The sequence below is a fragment of the Acidovorax sp. genome (assembly GCF_022763525.1).
Classification (GTDB): Bacteria; Pseudomonadota; Gammaproteobacteria; order Burkholderiales; family Burkholderiaceae_C; genus Acidovorax.
The window spans coordinates 1-15598 of record NZ_JALEGG010000234.1; the positions used below are offsets into that span (position 1 = coordinate 1).

A 15598-nucleotide genomic window follows, 5' to 3' on the forward strand; every position below is an offset into this window, starting at 1 on the left:
CGGTGGCTTCTTTGCCAGCCAGGACTCGGACGATTTCCGGGAAAGTAAGCAGACACTGGGGTACACCGCGGCGTCAGGCTGGGGTGCGCGGGTCGGCGCGTTGCGCTACAACGCACCCGGCTGGTCCGCCAGCGGCGGCCTGGGCTTGGCCACCTACAAGCAGGCCAATGCCAGCCGAACCATCGACGCCAGCGCTGGCGCCGCTCGCGTGGCAGGCACCACGCATTGGGTGGGCGGGCTGGACTACATGGAACACATGAGCGCCGGCACGTCCCTGGGGCTCAGCGTCGAGCGTGACCTGGTCAACTCCATCCGCGGCATTGACCGCGGGTTGCACTTCACCGCGCTCGCGCTGGTGATGGACCATGCATTCAGCGAGCAGTTCAACGTGGGAGTCTCGGCCGGTACGGCCCTGTTCTCCAACGACAACAACCGCCCCATACTGCGCACCCGGTGGAACTATGCGATCAGCGAACGCTTTGGCCTGAACGCCTACCTGAAGACCCGCAGTTACCACAACACCCATGCGTATCGCCCGGAATACTTCTCGCCGGAGCGGCTGCATGAAGCCTCGCTGGGGCTGTCATCGCGGTTCGCAGTGGCGGACGCGTTTGTACTGAGCGCCAGCCTGGAGGCCGGACAGCAGCGCATTGACGGCACATCGGATCCGACATGGCGTGCCGCGCTGGGCGCCGCGTCCCGGCGCAACAGCGCCGTGCAATGGTTTTTGGGCCTGGAGGCCAGCAACACCGCGCCCCTGTTCTCGGGCCGCACGGGGGGGTACCGCTACACCACCGTCACGGGGCGTGTCAGCGTGCCGTTGTGAACTGCTGCAGCTCGCGGTCCCTCCGTGCGCCGCGCTACCCCCCTGATGCCAGTCCCGGCGCACGAGCCTAATGTTCGCTCTTGTAGGCCTTGATGACAGCAACAGAGGTCTCTCCCAGCTGGAACCACAATCGGTCGCTTTTTCCAATGCCATGGGTACCGCTGGGATAGATCTCGATGACAGCTTCGCTGCCCTTCCACTTCTGCGCGGTCACGCCGTTTTCGCTGAGCAAACGCAGCCATAGCGTCATCGGGTCCTCGGACAGCTCGGTGGTCAGACAAAGCTGGGCAATCAACTGCAGGACTCCAATGGCTTTCTCTTCATCCTGCAGATTTTTCTCGATCTCCCTGGTGATTTTTTTGGTGTCAGTGGCGTCGGTATAGAAGGTCATGGCAAATCTCCTCAAGGTGGGGTGGTGAAAAAGGGACCTGGCGGGAAGCATCCCCGCCCGTATGAGCGCTGGTGGAAGACCCGGGCACTAGCCCAAAGAACCCAACTGCGCTATGGAGCCAGCGAACCAGTTCTGGTCCACGGCGCCCGCCACGCCCGGCACCGGAGTGCCGCCGTTGGCAGAGCCATCGCTGTACTGCCAGAACGTCCAGGATGACCAAGGCGGCGGTATGTGCGGAAAGGCCGAATACGCGGCCAGCCACAATGGGCGGGAGGCCAACGCCTGGCAACCGGGCAGCGCCTGAAGCGCCTGCCAGAAGCCCGCGTCGGTGTAGATCATGGTCTCGCGTCCGAACAGCACATCGGTCTCGGACAGGAATGCCAGCGTCCATTGCAGGACCTCGGCGGGGCTTTGCCCATCCAGGGTTTCCAGATCCAGCACTGGCGGCAGATCCGCAGTCCCGAGCGTGCCATCGGCGCTGACGGTGTTGTAGAAAAACCGTGCCTGGGCAACGGCATCGCTGCCGGCATGGCCAAAGTGATAAGCCCCTCGGCGCAAGCCCGCGGCCGCACTGCCTGTCCAGTTGGCACGGAAAAGCGGATCCGCATAGGCAATGCCTTCGGTGGCCTTGATGAAGCAGAAGACCACGTCGCTGCCCGCCACGCTCGGCCAGTCGACCTCGCCCTGGTAGTGGCTGACGTCGATACCACGGGTTTGCACAGCCATGGCGTCACACCACGTTGTTGAGCATGTTGACCTGTGTCTGCAACAGGCCGTCGATGCGGATTGTCGTGGTCAGCGGCTGGCCTTCATCCCACATCACACCGCAGTTGTATTGCAGGGTGTTGGGGTTCTCGACACTGCCATTGACCTTTTGCTGGTAGGTCGTGACCCCACCGCCCGCTCCCTGGATGCCAATGCCCCAATGGCACCAGCCGTACCAGCTCGGTGATTTCATGACCATGGTGTAGACGGCGGAGCCGTTGTCGGGCAACACCGCGTGCCCATTGAGTTCTGCCGTGAGCTTCATCAGCGCAACACGGCAGGCATCCTGTGCCGCCACGTTGCCACCCAGTGCATTGGCGAAGTTGGCGGTCAATGTGGTGTGGTACTGCACTGTCTGCGGGAAGACCACGTCGGTGACCGCAAAAAATGCTGCATTCAGACCGGTGGGAACACGTTGCGCATTGAACACGAAAGCGCCGTCGTCCGAGGTATAGATGGTGGTGGCTGCGTAGGGGTCGTTGGCATTCACATATTCGCCATTCAACGCCCAACCCCAGCACGCGGCGTTCACAAACGGCGCCTGCTGCGAAGTCGGCACCGTGGCACCGTTGCGAGGATGCGGCCCGACAGGGGGCGCCAGCAGATTGCGTTGAGCATCAGACAGGTAAGGCATGGTTTTCTCCGTCAATGAATTGGCGCGGATGGCACACGCCATCTCGCTGGACAAATTGTGGGAGTCGCCTTCCGGCTTGGCGATTACAGGCCATTACAGGCCACGCCTGTCAGCACGCCACTGTGCGCGCCGCTGTGATGGAAGGTTTACGGAGCCATGGCGCCGCTGCGGTCAACAAAAAAACTGCTTGGCACTGCACGCAGCACGGTCGAAATGCAGGTCCGTGGCAGGGCTGCTGGCGATGCCTTGCCGAGGAGGGGCGTGCATTTCGATGCCGCGCAATTGCAAACCAAACGTTAACTACCAGATTTGGTAGTTGCGTGGGGAAGACGGCGCCAACACACTCTTTGGGCTGCATCGGGATTCTTGGCGAACGCGCGGGGAGGAAACCGGCGCCGGCTGCCAAGCGGTATCCCGCCAGGCGATCGCAGCAGCGGCATGCCACGGCCTGCGTGGCATCACATTCAGCCATGCGCGGGGCTAAAGGAAACCGCGCCGCAAGGTGTGACGAGGAAGAAATGAGGGGTGACTGATGGCAATCCTGAAAAACCGAGCAACCCAGCGCAAGATCCATTTGCGGACACTCCACGTGTTTGGGCGAGGCCGTTCTTCGGACACCTTGCTGGAAAGCCCGGATGCCTCGCAACTGCATGCCTCCATCCGCTGGACAGGCACTGCATGGGAACTGCACGACCACAGCCGCAATGGAACCCTGCTGGATGGCGCACGGCTGACCCACAGCGGCGCCTTTTCACTGCGCGTGGGAAACGTCATCAGTTTCGGGGGTGAAGCCAGCTCCACCTGGGTCGTGGAAGACATCGCAGCCCCGTCGAATCTGCTCTGGCCTCTGGGCCACGACAGCGCCCCTGTGCCGCTGGAGCGGTCCAATCTGCTGCCTCAGGGCGAGCACGCCGAGGTGTCCATCCACTGCGCCGAACAAGGCCGGTGGATGTGCACCACCCCTCAGGGCAGCTGGGTGCTGGAAGACGGCGACGAGATCCGATTCTCGAACCAGACCTGGTGCTTCATTGCGGCGCAAGAGGTGACCTCGACCATGGAGGCCATGGTCGGCGCGGCTCCGTGTATCCGGCCGCGCACGATCCTGCATTTCAACGTGAGCCTGGATGAAGAGCATGTGCGCCTTCAGGTGCAGGAGGCAGACCGTCAGTTCGACCTGGGCGAGCGCACACACCACTACGCCCTGCTGACCTTGGCGCGCTTGCGATGGGCCGATGCACAGCGCCATCGGGACAGCCAGGCCCACGGCTGGGTCGAGCTGGAGCGTCTGGCGAAGATGCTGGGGGTGGAGCCTGGGCACCTCAACATCCAGATATTCCGCATGCGCAAACAACTTGCCCTGGCCCTGCCAGGCGACACCCACGTCCCCGAGCTGATCGAGCGGCGCCGGGGCTCATTGCGCTTTGGCAGCCTGTGCTTTCGCATCCTGCGGGGTACGCAGCTGGAAGCCGATTTCGACCCCTTGGCACTGGTCAGCCAGATCCACGCTGAAGAGTCGCTTGTGGCCTGAGCCTGCGCCCCATCGCAATGACACGAGTGCCCACGCACGGTTTCCCCGTGGGTGTGCCGGGCTACCAATCTCTGGGTTTGCTGGGCCAGGGCGCGTCAGGCCAGATCTTCAAGGCCAGGCAGCGCAGTACCGGCCAGTTCGTGGCCATCAAGATTCCGAGCACCCCGGCCGCGCGCGACCCCGCCAATCGGCGGCGTGTGCACCAGCGGCTGCACCAGGAAACCCGGGTGCTGGCCCTGTTGCAACACATCCACGTGGTCCGGCTCATCGACAAAGGTCTGGCCCGGGAAGGCGTGCCGTTTGCCGTGCTGGAGTACGTGGCTGGTGAAACGCTGCGCGAGTTTCTGCAGCGCCAAGGCAAGCTGTCATTGCCGGACACAGCAGGGCTGATGGCGCAGGTGCTCGATGCCCTGGCCTTCTTTCATGCCCACCACATCGTGCACCGTGACCTGAAGCCAGAGAACGTGATGGTGGTTTCCAGCGGCACCACCTTGCACGCCAAGGTGCTCGACTTCGGGCTGGCCAGCCACCGTGGAGAGCCCCAATTCACTACAGGGGCCGAAGGCACGCCCGCCTACTGCGCGCCAGAACAACTGCGCGGCGAGGCATGCGGGCCGGCCACAGACATCTATGCCTGGGCCTTGATGTTCGTGGAGTGCCTGAGCTCCCGGCCGAGCATCCAGGGCTCCAGCCTGACAGAGGTGCTGCAACGCCAGATGAGCATGGATGCTGTCCCGTTGCCCGAGGAACTGCAAGACACTCCGCTGGGAGCGTTGCTGCAGCAGGCATTGCAAAAGGACGTGCAGCTTCGCACCTCTGATGCCGTGCAGCTGTACGGAGACCTCGCCCGGTGCCTGGCGCATGCGGCCCCGCCCCGCAGACCCAGCCCAGTGGCGAGGTCCATCCCCGCAGCCCACGCCGCATCCGGGCAGGCGCTGCGCGCCACCATGGACTCGCTGGAACGCCCCAGGCCTCGAACCCACGCAGCCCCCTCTCGCGCCATCCTGTGCCTGACTCTGCGCCTGTACCCCGCCCGCGACGCATCGCTGGCATTGTCCGATCTGCAGGATATCCGCGAGCAGCAACTGCGCTGGTGCGCCAATGCCGTGCAGTCGGGCCAGGGCCACGGCGCGGGGACCTTAGGCGACTGCATGCTGTTCCACTTCGAGCAGGGCCCCAGCAGCGCACAGAACCTGCAGCAGGCCGCGGCCCTGGCACAGGACCTGTGCATCCGCGTGCAACGTAGAAGCCGCATGCTGGAGGTGCAGCATGGAGTGCGCCTGGAAATATCGGGAAGCATGCACACGGCCACCCTGCAGTCCCAAGGTGAGCTCCTAGACAGCTACCACGCAGCCAACGTGACACTGCACCTGAACAGCCTGGCCGGCCCCGGGACGGTTCTGCTGAGCCACCGCGCGCACCACGAACTGGCCGGCCGCGTGAAAATGGAAGCGTACGCCAGAGCCAGCGAGACCCATCCCCCGGAACCCGAGCCGGTCTATCGGCTGGCACCAGCCACCCACCCGTAAGGCTCCGCGAAGTCAGCGATAGCGATTCAGCAAATGAGCTTCTCGACATGCTCCACCGGGTAGCTGTGCCAGCGCCGGCCCCAGGTATCTTTGAAGCTGGTGTTGCGATCGTGGACGCGGGCCACATACAGATGCTGATCGGGGTTGGTGGCAATGCGCTTGCTCCGCACCGACCATACAAACGCGTTGTCCTCCCCCACGTCGATATCTGCAAATGGGGCACTGCGCCAAAACTCCCGCAGGTAGCACAGCGTGCCGCCACACACCCAGGGCGTGCGACCGTCGTACACATACTGCCAGGCCCGCCGCGCACCTGGCGCGTAGAAGAACACCTTGTCCAGGCCGCAGATGTCGGCCCCCTGGCTGCGCAAGGTCTTGACCTGCGAACTGAGCCAGGTGGGCGCCATCCAGTCGTCGTCATCCCAGTGCGCGATCACCTCGCCACGCGCCAGCTCGCAGGCAATGTTGCGCTTGGCGCCGATGGTGGACTTGCGGTCCAGGCGGAGGTAGCGGATGGCGCCGTGCGATGGGATGAGATCGGCCACGCTGTCACGACCGTCGTCCAGCACGATCAGTTCACGAGGTTCATAGTCCTGCGCCAGGAAGTTCCGAATGGCCTGTGGCACAAACTCGCGCCGGTCCGCCGTGGGCATGATGCACGACACCATTGGCATCGCGGGCGCCTGCGGGCCGCCTGTTTCAGCCGCACCGTCAGGGGCGGCAGGAAAGTAAAAGCCTCGGTCTTCGTCCGGCAGGCAGTCCGGTACAGGAACGAGGGTCCAGGCGGCCTGCTGCAAATAATGGCCTTCCCTGAACTTCCAGGTGTTGCCATCGTGGCGCACATAGATGCACAGCGATCGCCCCGAGATGCGGCACAGGCGCGCTCCGCCCCGCAGGATCTTCAGCAGGAAATCCGCATCCTCCCGCAGCGATGTATCGGGATACCGTCCCTGGCGCTCCCACAGGCTGCGCCTGAAGACGAGGGTGCCACCACTCACGTTTTCGACAAACATTCGCCGAAACAGCGCCCGGCTGCTCGCCCAGAACTCGCCCAGCGGCCTGGCCATGAACAACATGTCGTTGAGCCCGGTGACGTCTGCCAGGTTGTGCAGAATGGGGGCGGCCTGGCGGCTCAAGCGCTGCGGGCTGTACCAGTCGTCATCGTCCCAATGCGCGATCAGCTCGCCCCGCGCCAAGCGCACTGCTTCATTGCGCTTGGCACCGATGCTGGTGCGGGCCGGCGTGCGGATGCAGCGGATGCGTGGATCGTCGATACCGGCGGGAAGGTCAGACTCTTGCTCGTAGACGATGATGAGCTCCAGCGCGGGGTATTCCTGCCGCTGGAAGTAGCGGATCGACTGCGCAACAAAGGCGGCACGCCCCCGCGTGGGCATGACACAGCTCAGCAAGGGCGGCGAGGGTGTGGGGCTTTCGGGCACCTGCAGCGCAGGTACCACATGGCCGGGCAATGGCACAAAGATGCGCATCTGCTGCGGCACGGCAAAGTAGCGGCAATCGTCTCCTGCGCAGTGGCCGTGGTAGGGCGGCGCCTGCGGGTGGCTCTCGCTGCGCCAGGCACAGAACCGGTCCTGGTACAGCCGTTTGTTGGCCTCCAGCAGTCCATCGTGGACAGGCGCCAGCACCGCGCAACGGGATGCACGGTGCACGAAGGCGCCCTGCACCCAGACGCCCAGGAAGCCGGCGCGGGCGGCACGCACGTTGTAGTCCATCTCCCAGCAGGGGCCCTGGGTGTATGCCGTGTCCGCCGCGCCAATCGCGGCCACTACCTCGTTCTTCACCACGTAGCAGAAGTCTGCAAGGCTGTGCAGGGGTGCCAGCGGCACGCAGGCATTGCCGTAGCGAGCCAGCAAGGCGTCCGCCTGATCCCACAGCGCTTCCTGGGTGCTACCGCAGCCTGGCGCCACGGCCTGCTCGTTCCAGCCTCGGTTGGTGGAGGGGCCCGCCAACCCATGACTGGCATCGCTGTCCAGCGCCGCCAAGATCAGCTCCAGCCAGCCAGGGCAGACGCGCGCGCCGTTTTCCAGAAACACGTAGATATCGGCGGGCTCGCTCACCAGTTGGTTGAAGCAGGCGGCTGCTCCCGGCTGCGCCGGGAAGGCCCCCTGAACAAGGGCCACAGGGGCAAGTCGAAGTTGCTGCAAGGCCGGGGCCTGGGATGCCAAGACGCCGTCCGGCAGAATCCGCAGCCCAAAGGGCAGCGGCGTGTTCTCGAAAACACTGCAAAGCGTGGCGGCCAAGCCTTCGCCAGCCCCCGTCACATGCACCCCAATCAGGATCTGGCGATTCTGTGCAGCTGTCATTCACCACTCCTCGCTGGTAGCCACCAGACCCGCTCCCAGCACCGCTTCCAGCTTTCGCCAGGGGCTGCCAGGGGCTTCGTCGCTCCAGTCAAGCACCGCCTCCGCCAATTCCTCAAGCGCCACGGCCTTGGTGTCGGCAGCCGCATGAAAGCGCGGGTAGCACAACAGCAGCTCTTCTATGCAGGCCCACACCAAGGACTCGCGCCGGGCGACTTCCGGAGCATGGAAGGAGACGCAGAGGGTGGGCGGGCCCCAACGCCGCAGGCGGCGCCAAAGGCCGGGAATCACAGCGTATTCGCCCCCCTCGATGTCCATCTTGATGAAATTGCAGTCGTCTCCGGCGTGCCTGTCCAGAAATCGCTCCATGTCCACGCCCTGCGCCTCGTGGCAGGGCTGGCCAGCCGCATCCGGCGAAGCCAGCACGCCCGACATGCTGTCCCCGAACTCGCTGTGCCCGGCGTAGTAAAGACCGCCGGCATAGAGTCGCAGCGGACCGGACTCCGCGCCAATGCCGAAGGAGTAAAGGTGTATTTTTTTGCACAGCCCGGGGTTGGCTTGCACGTTGCGGCCCAGTTCCGCAAACGCCACCGGGTCGGGCTCCACGGCGTGCACGCAGCGCGACAGTGCCGCACCATAGAGCACCGTAGGGCCAATCCAGGCGCCCAGGTCGATGTATGAGCGGTCTGGCCGAAGGAAGCGCCGGAAGACCTCGAAGGTCTGTGGCTCCCATGCCCCGGCCTGCAACCGTTGCCAGAACGCACTGCGAGCCGCGCTGGCTCGCACCTGGAAGGACTGAGGCCCCACCGACACGCTCAGAGCATGCAGTGCGCTCTCCGCGCCAGGATCAGGGGTTTTCATCGCCGAGGCCGTCCGTGGACTGCCAGATGGTGAACGGCGCGGGGCCGCCATATGTGGCGCTGAACTCGAAGGCATTGCCTTCAAAGATGAACCCCGGCACGTTGATCTTGCACCATACGGCGCCGGCATAGGGGCTGCTGCCCGCCACCAGGTTCATCTGGATGCGCACATCCTGCTTCCACGAGTCCTGCGTCTGCAGCGAAAGCGGCAGGAAATAGTTGTTCCCGTAGAAGTTGGCTTTCTTGCAGCGTATTTCACACACCAGCGTCACGAAATTGCCGCTGCTGTTGTAGACCAGCTGGAAGATGAAACGGTAGTCGGGGCTGGCGGGCCAATCCAGGCACACGGTATTGCCGGCCACCGCCTGCTGGGCAGGCAAGGCGACTACCGGATAAATATTGACCACTCCCGGACCACTGGCGTACAGGGCGGTGACAGCCACATCCTCCACCGGCGAAGTGCCTTGCAGTGCGACATCGGCATCGCTGACCGGCGCACTGCAAAGCATGGGCACATTGGCCAGCGGCGGCACCTGCTGCACAAGGGTGGAGTGGCTTGCCGCGCCCGAGCCATCGCAATTGAAGACATAGCCGCCCGCCTGCGTGATGACGCTGGGGGCCTGTATGCCCATGCCGCACGATGGCACCACCTGCACCTGAATCAACTTCTGGCCCGGCAGCTGCGGCGACCTCTGCAGCCGGCGCACCGTGCCGCTGTGATCCAGGCAGACCTCCAGCCCCCACGTGATGCCTGCCAGCTCGAACACGCCGGCACCGTCATAGTTGACCTCTTGCTGCTCACGACCCAGCCCGCTGCCGGTCGATGCGGCCCAATGCTCCACGTCGCCGAGCAACAGGCCGCCCGGATTCGCAGCGGTGGCGATGAAATCCACGCCCGACATCAACTCCTTCATCACCGTCCGCGCCCCCGCATCGCCCTGGGCAGCAATGCCCCCTTGCTGCACCAGCGCAAAGTTGTAGATCTCGGTGCTGGCGAGCGGATCGACGTCGTAGGGAGGCGCCTGCAGGGTGGCAGACGACGCGCCCAAAATGGTGCCGAACACGAACACCCAGTCCACCCACTGGTCATCGGCCGCCATGCGCTGCAGCGCGGTGATGGCGAGCTGGACATCATCCATCTGGTAAGCGCCCGAAGCACCCCGGAAAAAGAACTCGGGAGCCAGGAAGACCTTCAGGGTCTCCCCCTCGGGCGCCGGCGGGGACGTCTGCGGCAGTGCATCCCGGGCCGTCTGCATGGCGCGGAGCATCACCTCGCAGCGCGCCTCAATGTCGAGCTTTGGGTCGTTCAACCCCAGATAGGTCTTGGATCCATCGGGGTTCACCGGGGGCGCCGTGTCGAGCACGTAGCCGATGAATTGGATGTTGGTGTAGGCCATGCAATTTTCTCCTTGGAAAGGGTTCTGGGGGATGCGCGCGCGGTCATCTCAAGAGCGGAAAAAGTCCGTAGGTGAACTTGATGAGGTAGTTGACGTACACATTGAGGGGCCGCGTCTCGTTCGGACTCACCTGCACCGCCTGGGTCTGGCCAGTGCCCGCAACCGGCCCGCCAGTCGTCAGCGTGCTGGTGACGCTGGGCGCCCCCGCTGCGGTCCCACTGGGGGACGTGGCCGAAGGAGCTGGTGCGCTGCTGTAGGTGTGCTCGTGCGCCTGCACGGCAAATGGCTGAATGGAACCCACGCCGTCGCTCACTCCCTGGCCGCCCGGCGGTTTGCTGCGCTGGCCGATGTCGGGGTCGTTGTGGGTGCCTGTGCCGACGCCGCGAAGGAAATAGCCGCGGTAGTCGGGGATGTTGAAGTGGTCATCGGCGCCGCCGTACACGTAGCCCAGCACGGCAAACAGTTCGGGGTAGCCCGCGCAGGGCAGTGACCGGCCATCGCAAACCATCCAGCCCCACGCCTCCAGGGGACTGGTGGTGTAAGCGGCGGGGCTCACCGCTGCGGCCGGGCTCGCGCTATCGGGCGGCCCCAACGTGCCGGCAAACGCCGTCACCGAACCCACGGGCAGGTCGCCAAAACCCGGCCGGCTGAAGAAGGGGCTGGCAGCCCCCGGTGTCACGATCATGGCGCAGCCCCTCCCACGGCGGGCAGGTTCGCCCCCGCATCGTCGTCTGGCGCATCCAGCACCTGCATGGACGTAGGCACCACCACCTGCCAGCATGGCCCCAGGCGGTGCGCAGGCCCCTGGTGCCGGGCCCCTGCACGCTGAAGGTCGTTGACCAGTGCAATGTCGTCCGCATGAACGGGCGTTTGGCCATCCGGGGCGCTCCAGAGCATGCCCGCCGAATAGAAGTACAGAAAGGCCATGACGTGCGCTGGCTGCACGGGCAGCAACACGCGCGCCTGGCCAGCCTGCAAGAAACTGGCGAACAGGGAGTCGTCGTCAGCCGCGAGGCTCCCCAGCTCCGGCACGCCGCCTGCGGCACCCAGGCCAGGGCTGGCATAGAAGCTGTAGGCCATTTCGTTCCACTCCAGCACTTCATCGAAGAACTGCAGATAGCGGGGCTCATTGACCATGAATTGCGACGGTGGAGACCCCCACGCGGCACCCGCGGACATGCTCGTCAGACTCAGCAAGCGCTCCAGTAACAGGCGCAGACAGGCATTTTTCAGTTCGCGCTGCTCGATCTGCCGATGGGCCAGCGGCGAACAGGTCGGTGCGGGCGACAGCGAGCCGCCTTCGGCGCGGGCACGGTACGCCGCCATCCGCTCCTGGTAGCCACGCACGATGCTGGCGTAGGTACGGATGCGCCACTGGTCCATGCACCGCCGGGTCGGGTTGCAGCCGATCTCCACATTGACCTGCACCGGCTGGTCGCCAGGGGGCGAGACACCGGGTGGGTAGTCCATCACGGACAACGGCACGGTCTCGTCCTCCCCGTGAAGCGCCACGGGGCTGGCCGCTGCGCCAGGGGTCACGGTCTGCCGCCCCACCAGCACGACAGGCGCCGGCTGACCGGGGGACGCCCCCACCCAGCTGACAAAGGCCTGGGTGGCGCCATAGCCTGCGGGAACGGCGATCTGCTTTTCTTCCCCGCTGCGCAAGGTGGCCGAGGCGAATCGTTCCGCCAGCGGGGGCGGCTCCAGGTCCAACACGCCGTAGTAGGCCCCCAGCTGTGCGTAGTTGCGCGGGCCGTCGACCCTGATGTCCTCAAAGGTGGCAACCCCCAGTTGCAGCGGCGGCACCGGCTTGGCGAAGTCCTGCCCCGCCAGCGCCTGCTCCTGTGCAATGAAGTCCGCTGCCGGCTGGCGCACCAGGAACTCCATCATCAACCGCTGGCCGTAGTTCACGACACATGCCTCGTATACCTTGTTCACCCAGCGGAACACGGCGCGCATGTTCCGGGTGCCAGCGGTGTTGTCGATCAGGCTGACCACCGCATCCTCGGTCTGGCTCATCGTGCTGCTGAAGCGCGTTTGGCTCACGCTGCGGCTGATGCGGTTGACCGTCTTGTTCAGGATGTCGCGCGCAAAGCGGGTGGTGTCGTCCAGTCCCGGGTTGGTGCCTTGCTGCAGGGCCTTGGTCCAGGAACCGTCCAGGGTGGCCTGCGTGGGCGGGCCGTAGCTGCTCGTGAACTTGTTGTACTGGTGGGTCTCGGTCGCCTCGGCCACGGTCTTGCGCGACTCTTCCTGCAGATTGCTGCGTTCGTCCGCGGCATCGTTTTGCAGGACCTGCATCTCGGCCAGCGTCTGCTTTTGCTCATCCTTTTGCCGGTGGGTGCGTTTGTGCGTGACCTCCCGGCGCTCACCGCGCATCACGTTTTCTATGCGCGCGATCTCTCCGCTCTGGTAGCGCAGCAGGCGCTGGCGCACCATCTGCAGGTCGCCAATGGCATAGGGTTCGATCCAGCCTTCAGGTGCCACGGGCGGAGATCTGTCTGCGGCGCGGGCCGGTGGCAAAGGAAACACCGGCGCCGGCAGCACCACGGTGGCCTCGCGCAGCGACGCAATCTGCGCTGCATTGATGGAGGCCGGCTGCGGGGCCGCTGGCGCAGCGCCCGTGGCGGTGTTGGCCCCAACATCGGGCCGCCATGCCACCTCAATCAGGTGGGCCAGCCGCAAGGTGTGAGTCAATCCGCCGAGCAAGGCTGTGTCATACCCCAGGGTGATCACCAGGGCGAAGTAACTCTGCCAGACCCTGTCCAGAGCCTGCAGGTAGCTTTCGGACTCCAGGTAGTCCCAGGTCAGGGCGTACCGGTGCAGCAACTGCGTGACTTGCACATGCGCAGCCGCCAACCATTCCAGCGGCTTGTCATGCGGCAGGGGCAGCTGCGCCAGCAAGGATGCAAACTGGCCGATGGGTCCAGGGAAGTGGTCCAGGTCTCCGATGAAGAGCCCCTGGTAGGGGGCGTCTCCGTCAATGAAACGCAGCGCCAGGGACTGCATGGCTTCGCGGCCTTGGTTGCGCGCTGCTACCAGTCCTTCAAAAAAGCTGCCATCCGGCGGGCTTGCCCCGGCGTACTGGACAAAGCCATACAAAAGGTCCGAGGCCGTGATCTTGGGCCAGCGGCGCACGTACACATAAGGAAACAGCTCCTCCGCATGGCTGTGGAGGACGGGCAATGGCTCGACCGGATCGACCGGCGGGGCCGGCACCACCGGCGTGGGAGCGGGTGGCCGCGGACCGGGAGGCTGGGGGGGTGGAACGGGGCCGCGCATGGGGCACGCAGCCATGATGCCTTCGAAGTGGTGGTCATCCGCTTGCCCCCGCATTCCGTAGTGGATGTCTGCAAAGATGGCTGTGTTGGGAACGCCATCGATGTGCACCGGCGTTTTCTGCTGCAGGTAGCCCGACACATAACAGCCCGAGGAAAACTTGAATTCAAAGGGCTGTGCGGGCCAGTGTCTGGTGACGGTGACCCGTTGGATCTCGGAATCGCCCGAACCGCAGGACACACTGGCGCAGGAAGGAACATCGTCGTGGGGCGCACGGTTGATGGTGATGTCGAAGACCAGACAGCCATCCATGGCGCTCCATCTTCTTTGGACCATTTCGTTCACGGCATGCTTCCTGGGTGGACTGCAAAGGCTGCGAAGCATCGGCGCAGGGGGCTCAACAGCCCCCCGCGCCGACGCTCCGCTTCAGCACATCACAATGTTTTCGAGGTTGAACGCGAACGGCGTGGAGTTGGCGCCAGGGCCACCACCGGTCATCACGATGTCCGCGCTGGCAATGCCCAGCAGCGACAGCTCGGTGTTGATGTTGGAGATGATGGCCGAGTTCATGACCTGGCCCTGCACGACCTGGGAGGCCACGCCAATCCAGATGGTGGGCTTGAACTCGAACACCGCCTTTTGCTGGGGCGCGATGGAGGTCTTGATGGCCAGGAGCTTCCCGTCCTTGTAGCAGCTGGCGTTGATCGCCCCCTTGGGCAGCGCGTTGAGCACCTGCACTTCCTTGGAGCTGGTGCCGCTGCCGGCGCGCACGAGTCGGTCGCCGGAAGTCGTCAGGCTCATCTGGAACAGCTCGCCGTTCTGGGCATCCAGCTGCGGCGTGTAGTTGCCGTAGCTGTCGCTGGCCCCCACCTGCATGCCCATGGGGAACGTGAACGGATGGTTGTCGCCCTGGCCACAGTACTTGATGACCTGCCAGGCCACCGCCAGCTCGTCGAAATTGGTGGCGACATTCTTCTGGAAGATCACGACTTCCGAGTTGTTCGTGTCGTTGGAGTTGTTGATGAAATTGAGTTGAACGCCCATGAGTTTCTCCTGTTGGTGGAAGTGATGGCAACGCGCATGCGTTGCCCGTTTGCCCCCGGCCTTGCAGCCCGGAAGGCGAACCCTGTGGGTGCAGACCTGCCCGAACGGTCAGCTCTGCACGATGTTCTCGAGATTGAATTCGTAGGGCGTGGAGCCCTCGCCCGGCCCGCCGCCCGACATCACGATGTCCGCACTGGCAATGCCCAGCAGTGACAGCTCGGTGTTGACACTGCTCATGACGGCAGAGCTGATCGCCGTGCCCTGCGCAATCTGGGAGGCCGCCCCGATCCAGAGCACCGGCTGGTACTGGAAAACCGCCTTCTGGCCCGGCGTGACGGCCGTCTTCATGCCCACCATGCGGCCATCCCTGAAGATGCAGACATTGACCGCGCCTTGGCCCAGGTCGTTGAGCACATCAAGTTCATTGGAGGCGCTGGCCGGACCCACATGCCGCAGGCGCCGGGCACCCGATGCGGTGGACTCCAGCCGGAGCATCTGCCCGTTTTCCGCGGCCACGCGGGGTGAAAAATTGCCGTACTCATCGGCAACCGCCACCTCGAAACCCGCCGGGAAGACAAAGGGGTGGTAGCAGTCCCGTCCGCAGAACCGGATCACCTTCCAGGCGATTGCCAGCGAGGCCATGCTGGTGAGCTGGTTCTTCTGATACATCACCACCTCCGACCTATTGCCGTCGCGGGACTGGTTCACAAATCGCAGCTTGATATCCATGGGGACTCCTACCTGATGTCCTGTCGCTGGGTTGCTTTGCACTGCGTTTTGAAGCAGTGATGCGACTGTAGGCATGCCCCAAAAGCAAAGCGATTACAGACAATTACAGGCAGGAAGCCCCTCCGAAGGCGCGCGCTGGCGCTACGGCAGATGACCGCATTTCGTGGGAACGGATGGTAGAAGCGCTGGCATCCCTGCAAATCTTGCTATACTCGCAGGCTTCGACACACAGGAGAGGTGGCAGAGTGGTCGAATGTACCTGACTCGAAATCAGGCGTAGTGGCAACACTACCGTGGGTTC

Annotated in this window: 13 protein-coding genes; 3 read left to right on the forward strand and 10 right to left on the reverse strand. The window is 64.4% G+C overall.

Annotated elements, in window-relative coordinates:
- Positions 1 to 826, forward strand: an 826-nt coding sequence (locus tag MRY84_RS17890) for a hypothetical protein (RefSeq protein ID WP_291507051.1), incomplete at its 5' end; no start/stop codon positions are given.
- Between the two features lie 67 nt (positions 827 to 893).
- Here MRY84_RS17890 and MRY84_RS17895 read toward each other — a convergent pair.
- The 3 genes from MRY84_RS17895 to MRY84_RS17905 all read right to left on the reverse strand — a co-directional run bounded on the left by MRY84_RS17895 (position 894) and on the right by MRY84_RS17905 (position 2616).
- The gene (locus MRY84_RS17895) at positions 894 to 1217 is read right to left on the reverse strand and encodes a hypothetical protein (RefSeq protein WP_291507052.1); all 324 of its coding nucleotides are present in this window, start codon (positions 1215 to 1217) and stop codon (positions 894 to 896) included.
- A gap of 87 nt (positions 1218 to 1304) precedes the next feature.
- Positions 1305 to 1943, reverse strand: coding sequence for a GH25 family lysozyme (locus tag MRY84_RS17900; RefSeq protein ID WP_291507053.1), 639 nt, complete (start codon positions 1941 to 1943; stop codon positions 1305 to 1307).
- 4 nt (positions 1944 to 1947) lie between these two features.
- A complete protein-coding gene (locus tag MRY84_RS17905; RefSeq protein WP_291507054.1) occupies positions 1948 to 2616 on the reverse strand; it encodes a hypothetical protein in 669 nt (222 codons plus the stop codon).
- A gap of 532 nt (positions 2617 to 3148) precedes the next feature.
- Between MRY84_RS17905 and MRY84_RS17910 the strand changes: the two genes are divergently transcribed.
- Positions 3149 to 4144, forward strand: coding sequence for an FHA domain-containing protein (locus MRY84_RS17910; RefSeq protein WP_291507055.1), 996 nt, complete (start codon positions 3149 to 3151; stop codon positions 4142 to 4144).
- A gap of 17 nt (positions 4145 to 4161) precedes the next feature.
- A complete protein-coding gene (locus MRY84_RS17915) occupies positions 4162 to 5673 on the forward strand; it encodes a protein kinase (RefSeq protein WP_291507056.1) in 1512 nt (503 codons plus the stop codon).
- A 26-nt stretch (positions 5674 to 5699) separates the two neighbouring features.
- Here MRY84_RS17915 and MRY84_RS17920 read toward each other — a convergent pair whose 3' ends face one another.
- The 7 genes from MRY84_RS17920 to MRY84_RS17950 all read right to left on the reverse strand — a co-directional run bounded on the left by MRY84_RS17920 (position 5700) and on the right by MRY84_RS17950 (position 15297).
- Positions 5700 to 7994 (reverse strand): glycosyltransferase family A protein, encoded by a 2295-nt coding sequence (locus tag MRY84_RS17920; protein WP_291507057.1) that lies wholly within the window; start codon positions 7992 to 7994, stop codon positions 5700 to 5702.
- On the reverse strand, positions 7995 to 8852 hold the full coding sequence (locus MRY84_RS17925; RefSeq protein WP_291507058.1) for an FkbM family methyltransferase: 858 nt from the start codon (positions 8850 to 8852) through the stop codon (positions 7995 to 7997).
- On the reverse strand, positions 8839 to 10248 hold the full coding sequence (locus MRY84_RS17930) for a hypothetical protein (RefSeq protein WP_291507059.1): 1410 nt from the start codon (positions 10246 to 10248) through the stop codon (positions 8839 to 8841). The genes MRY84_RS17925 and MRY84_RS17930 overlap by 14 nt, the downstream gene beginning before the upstream one ends.
- Positions 10249 to 10291: 43 nt before the next feature.
- A complete protein-coding gene (locus MRY84_RS17935) occupies positions 10292 to 10933 on the reverse strand; it encodes a phage tail protein (RefSeq protein WP_291507060.1) in 642 nt (213 codons plus the stop codon).
- Positions 10930 to 13860 (reverse strand): hypothetical protein, encoded by a 2931-nt coding sequence (locus MRY84_RS17940; RefSeq protein WP_291507063.1) that lies wholly within the window; start codon positions 13858 to 13860, stop codon positions 10930 to 10932. Before MRY84_RS17940 ends, MRY84_RS17935 begins: the two co-directional genes overlap by 4 nt.
- A gap of 90 nt (positions 13861 to 13950) precedes the next feature.
- The gene (locus tag MRY84_RS17945) at positions 13951 to 14568 is read right to left on the reverse strand and encodes a hypothetical protein (protein WP_291507061.1); all 618 of its coding nucleotides are present in this window, start codon (positions 14566 to 14568) and stop codon (positions 13951 to 13953) included.
- A gap of 108 nt (positions 14569 to 14676) precedes the next feature.
- Complete coding sequence (locus MRY84_RS17950; protein ID WP_291507062.1) at positions 14677 to 15297, reverse strand: hypothetical protein; 621 nt, start codon at positions 15295 to 15297, stop codon at positions 14677 to 14679.
- Between the last annotated feature and the right edge of the window lie 301 nt (positions 15298 to 15598).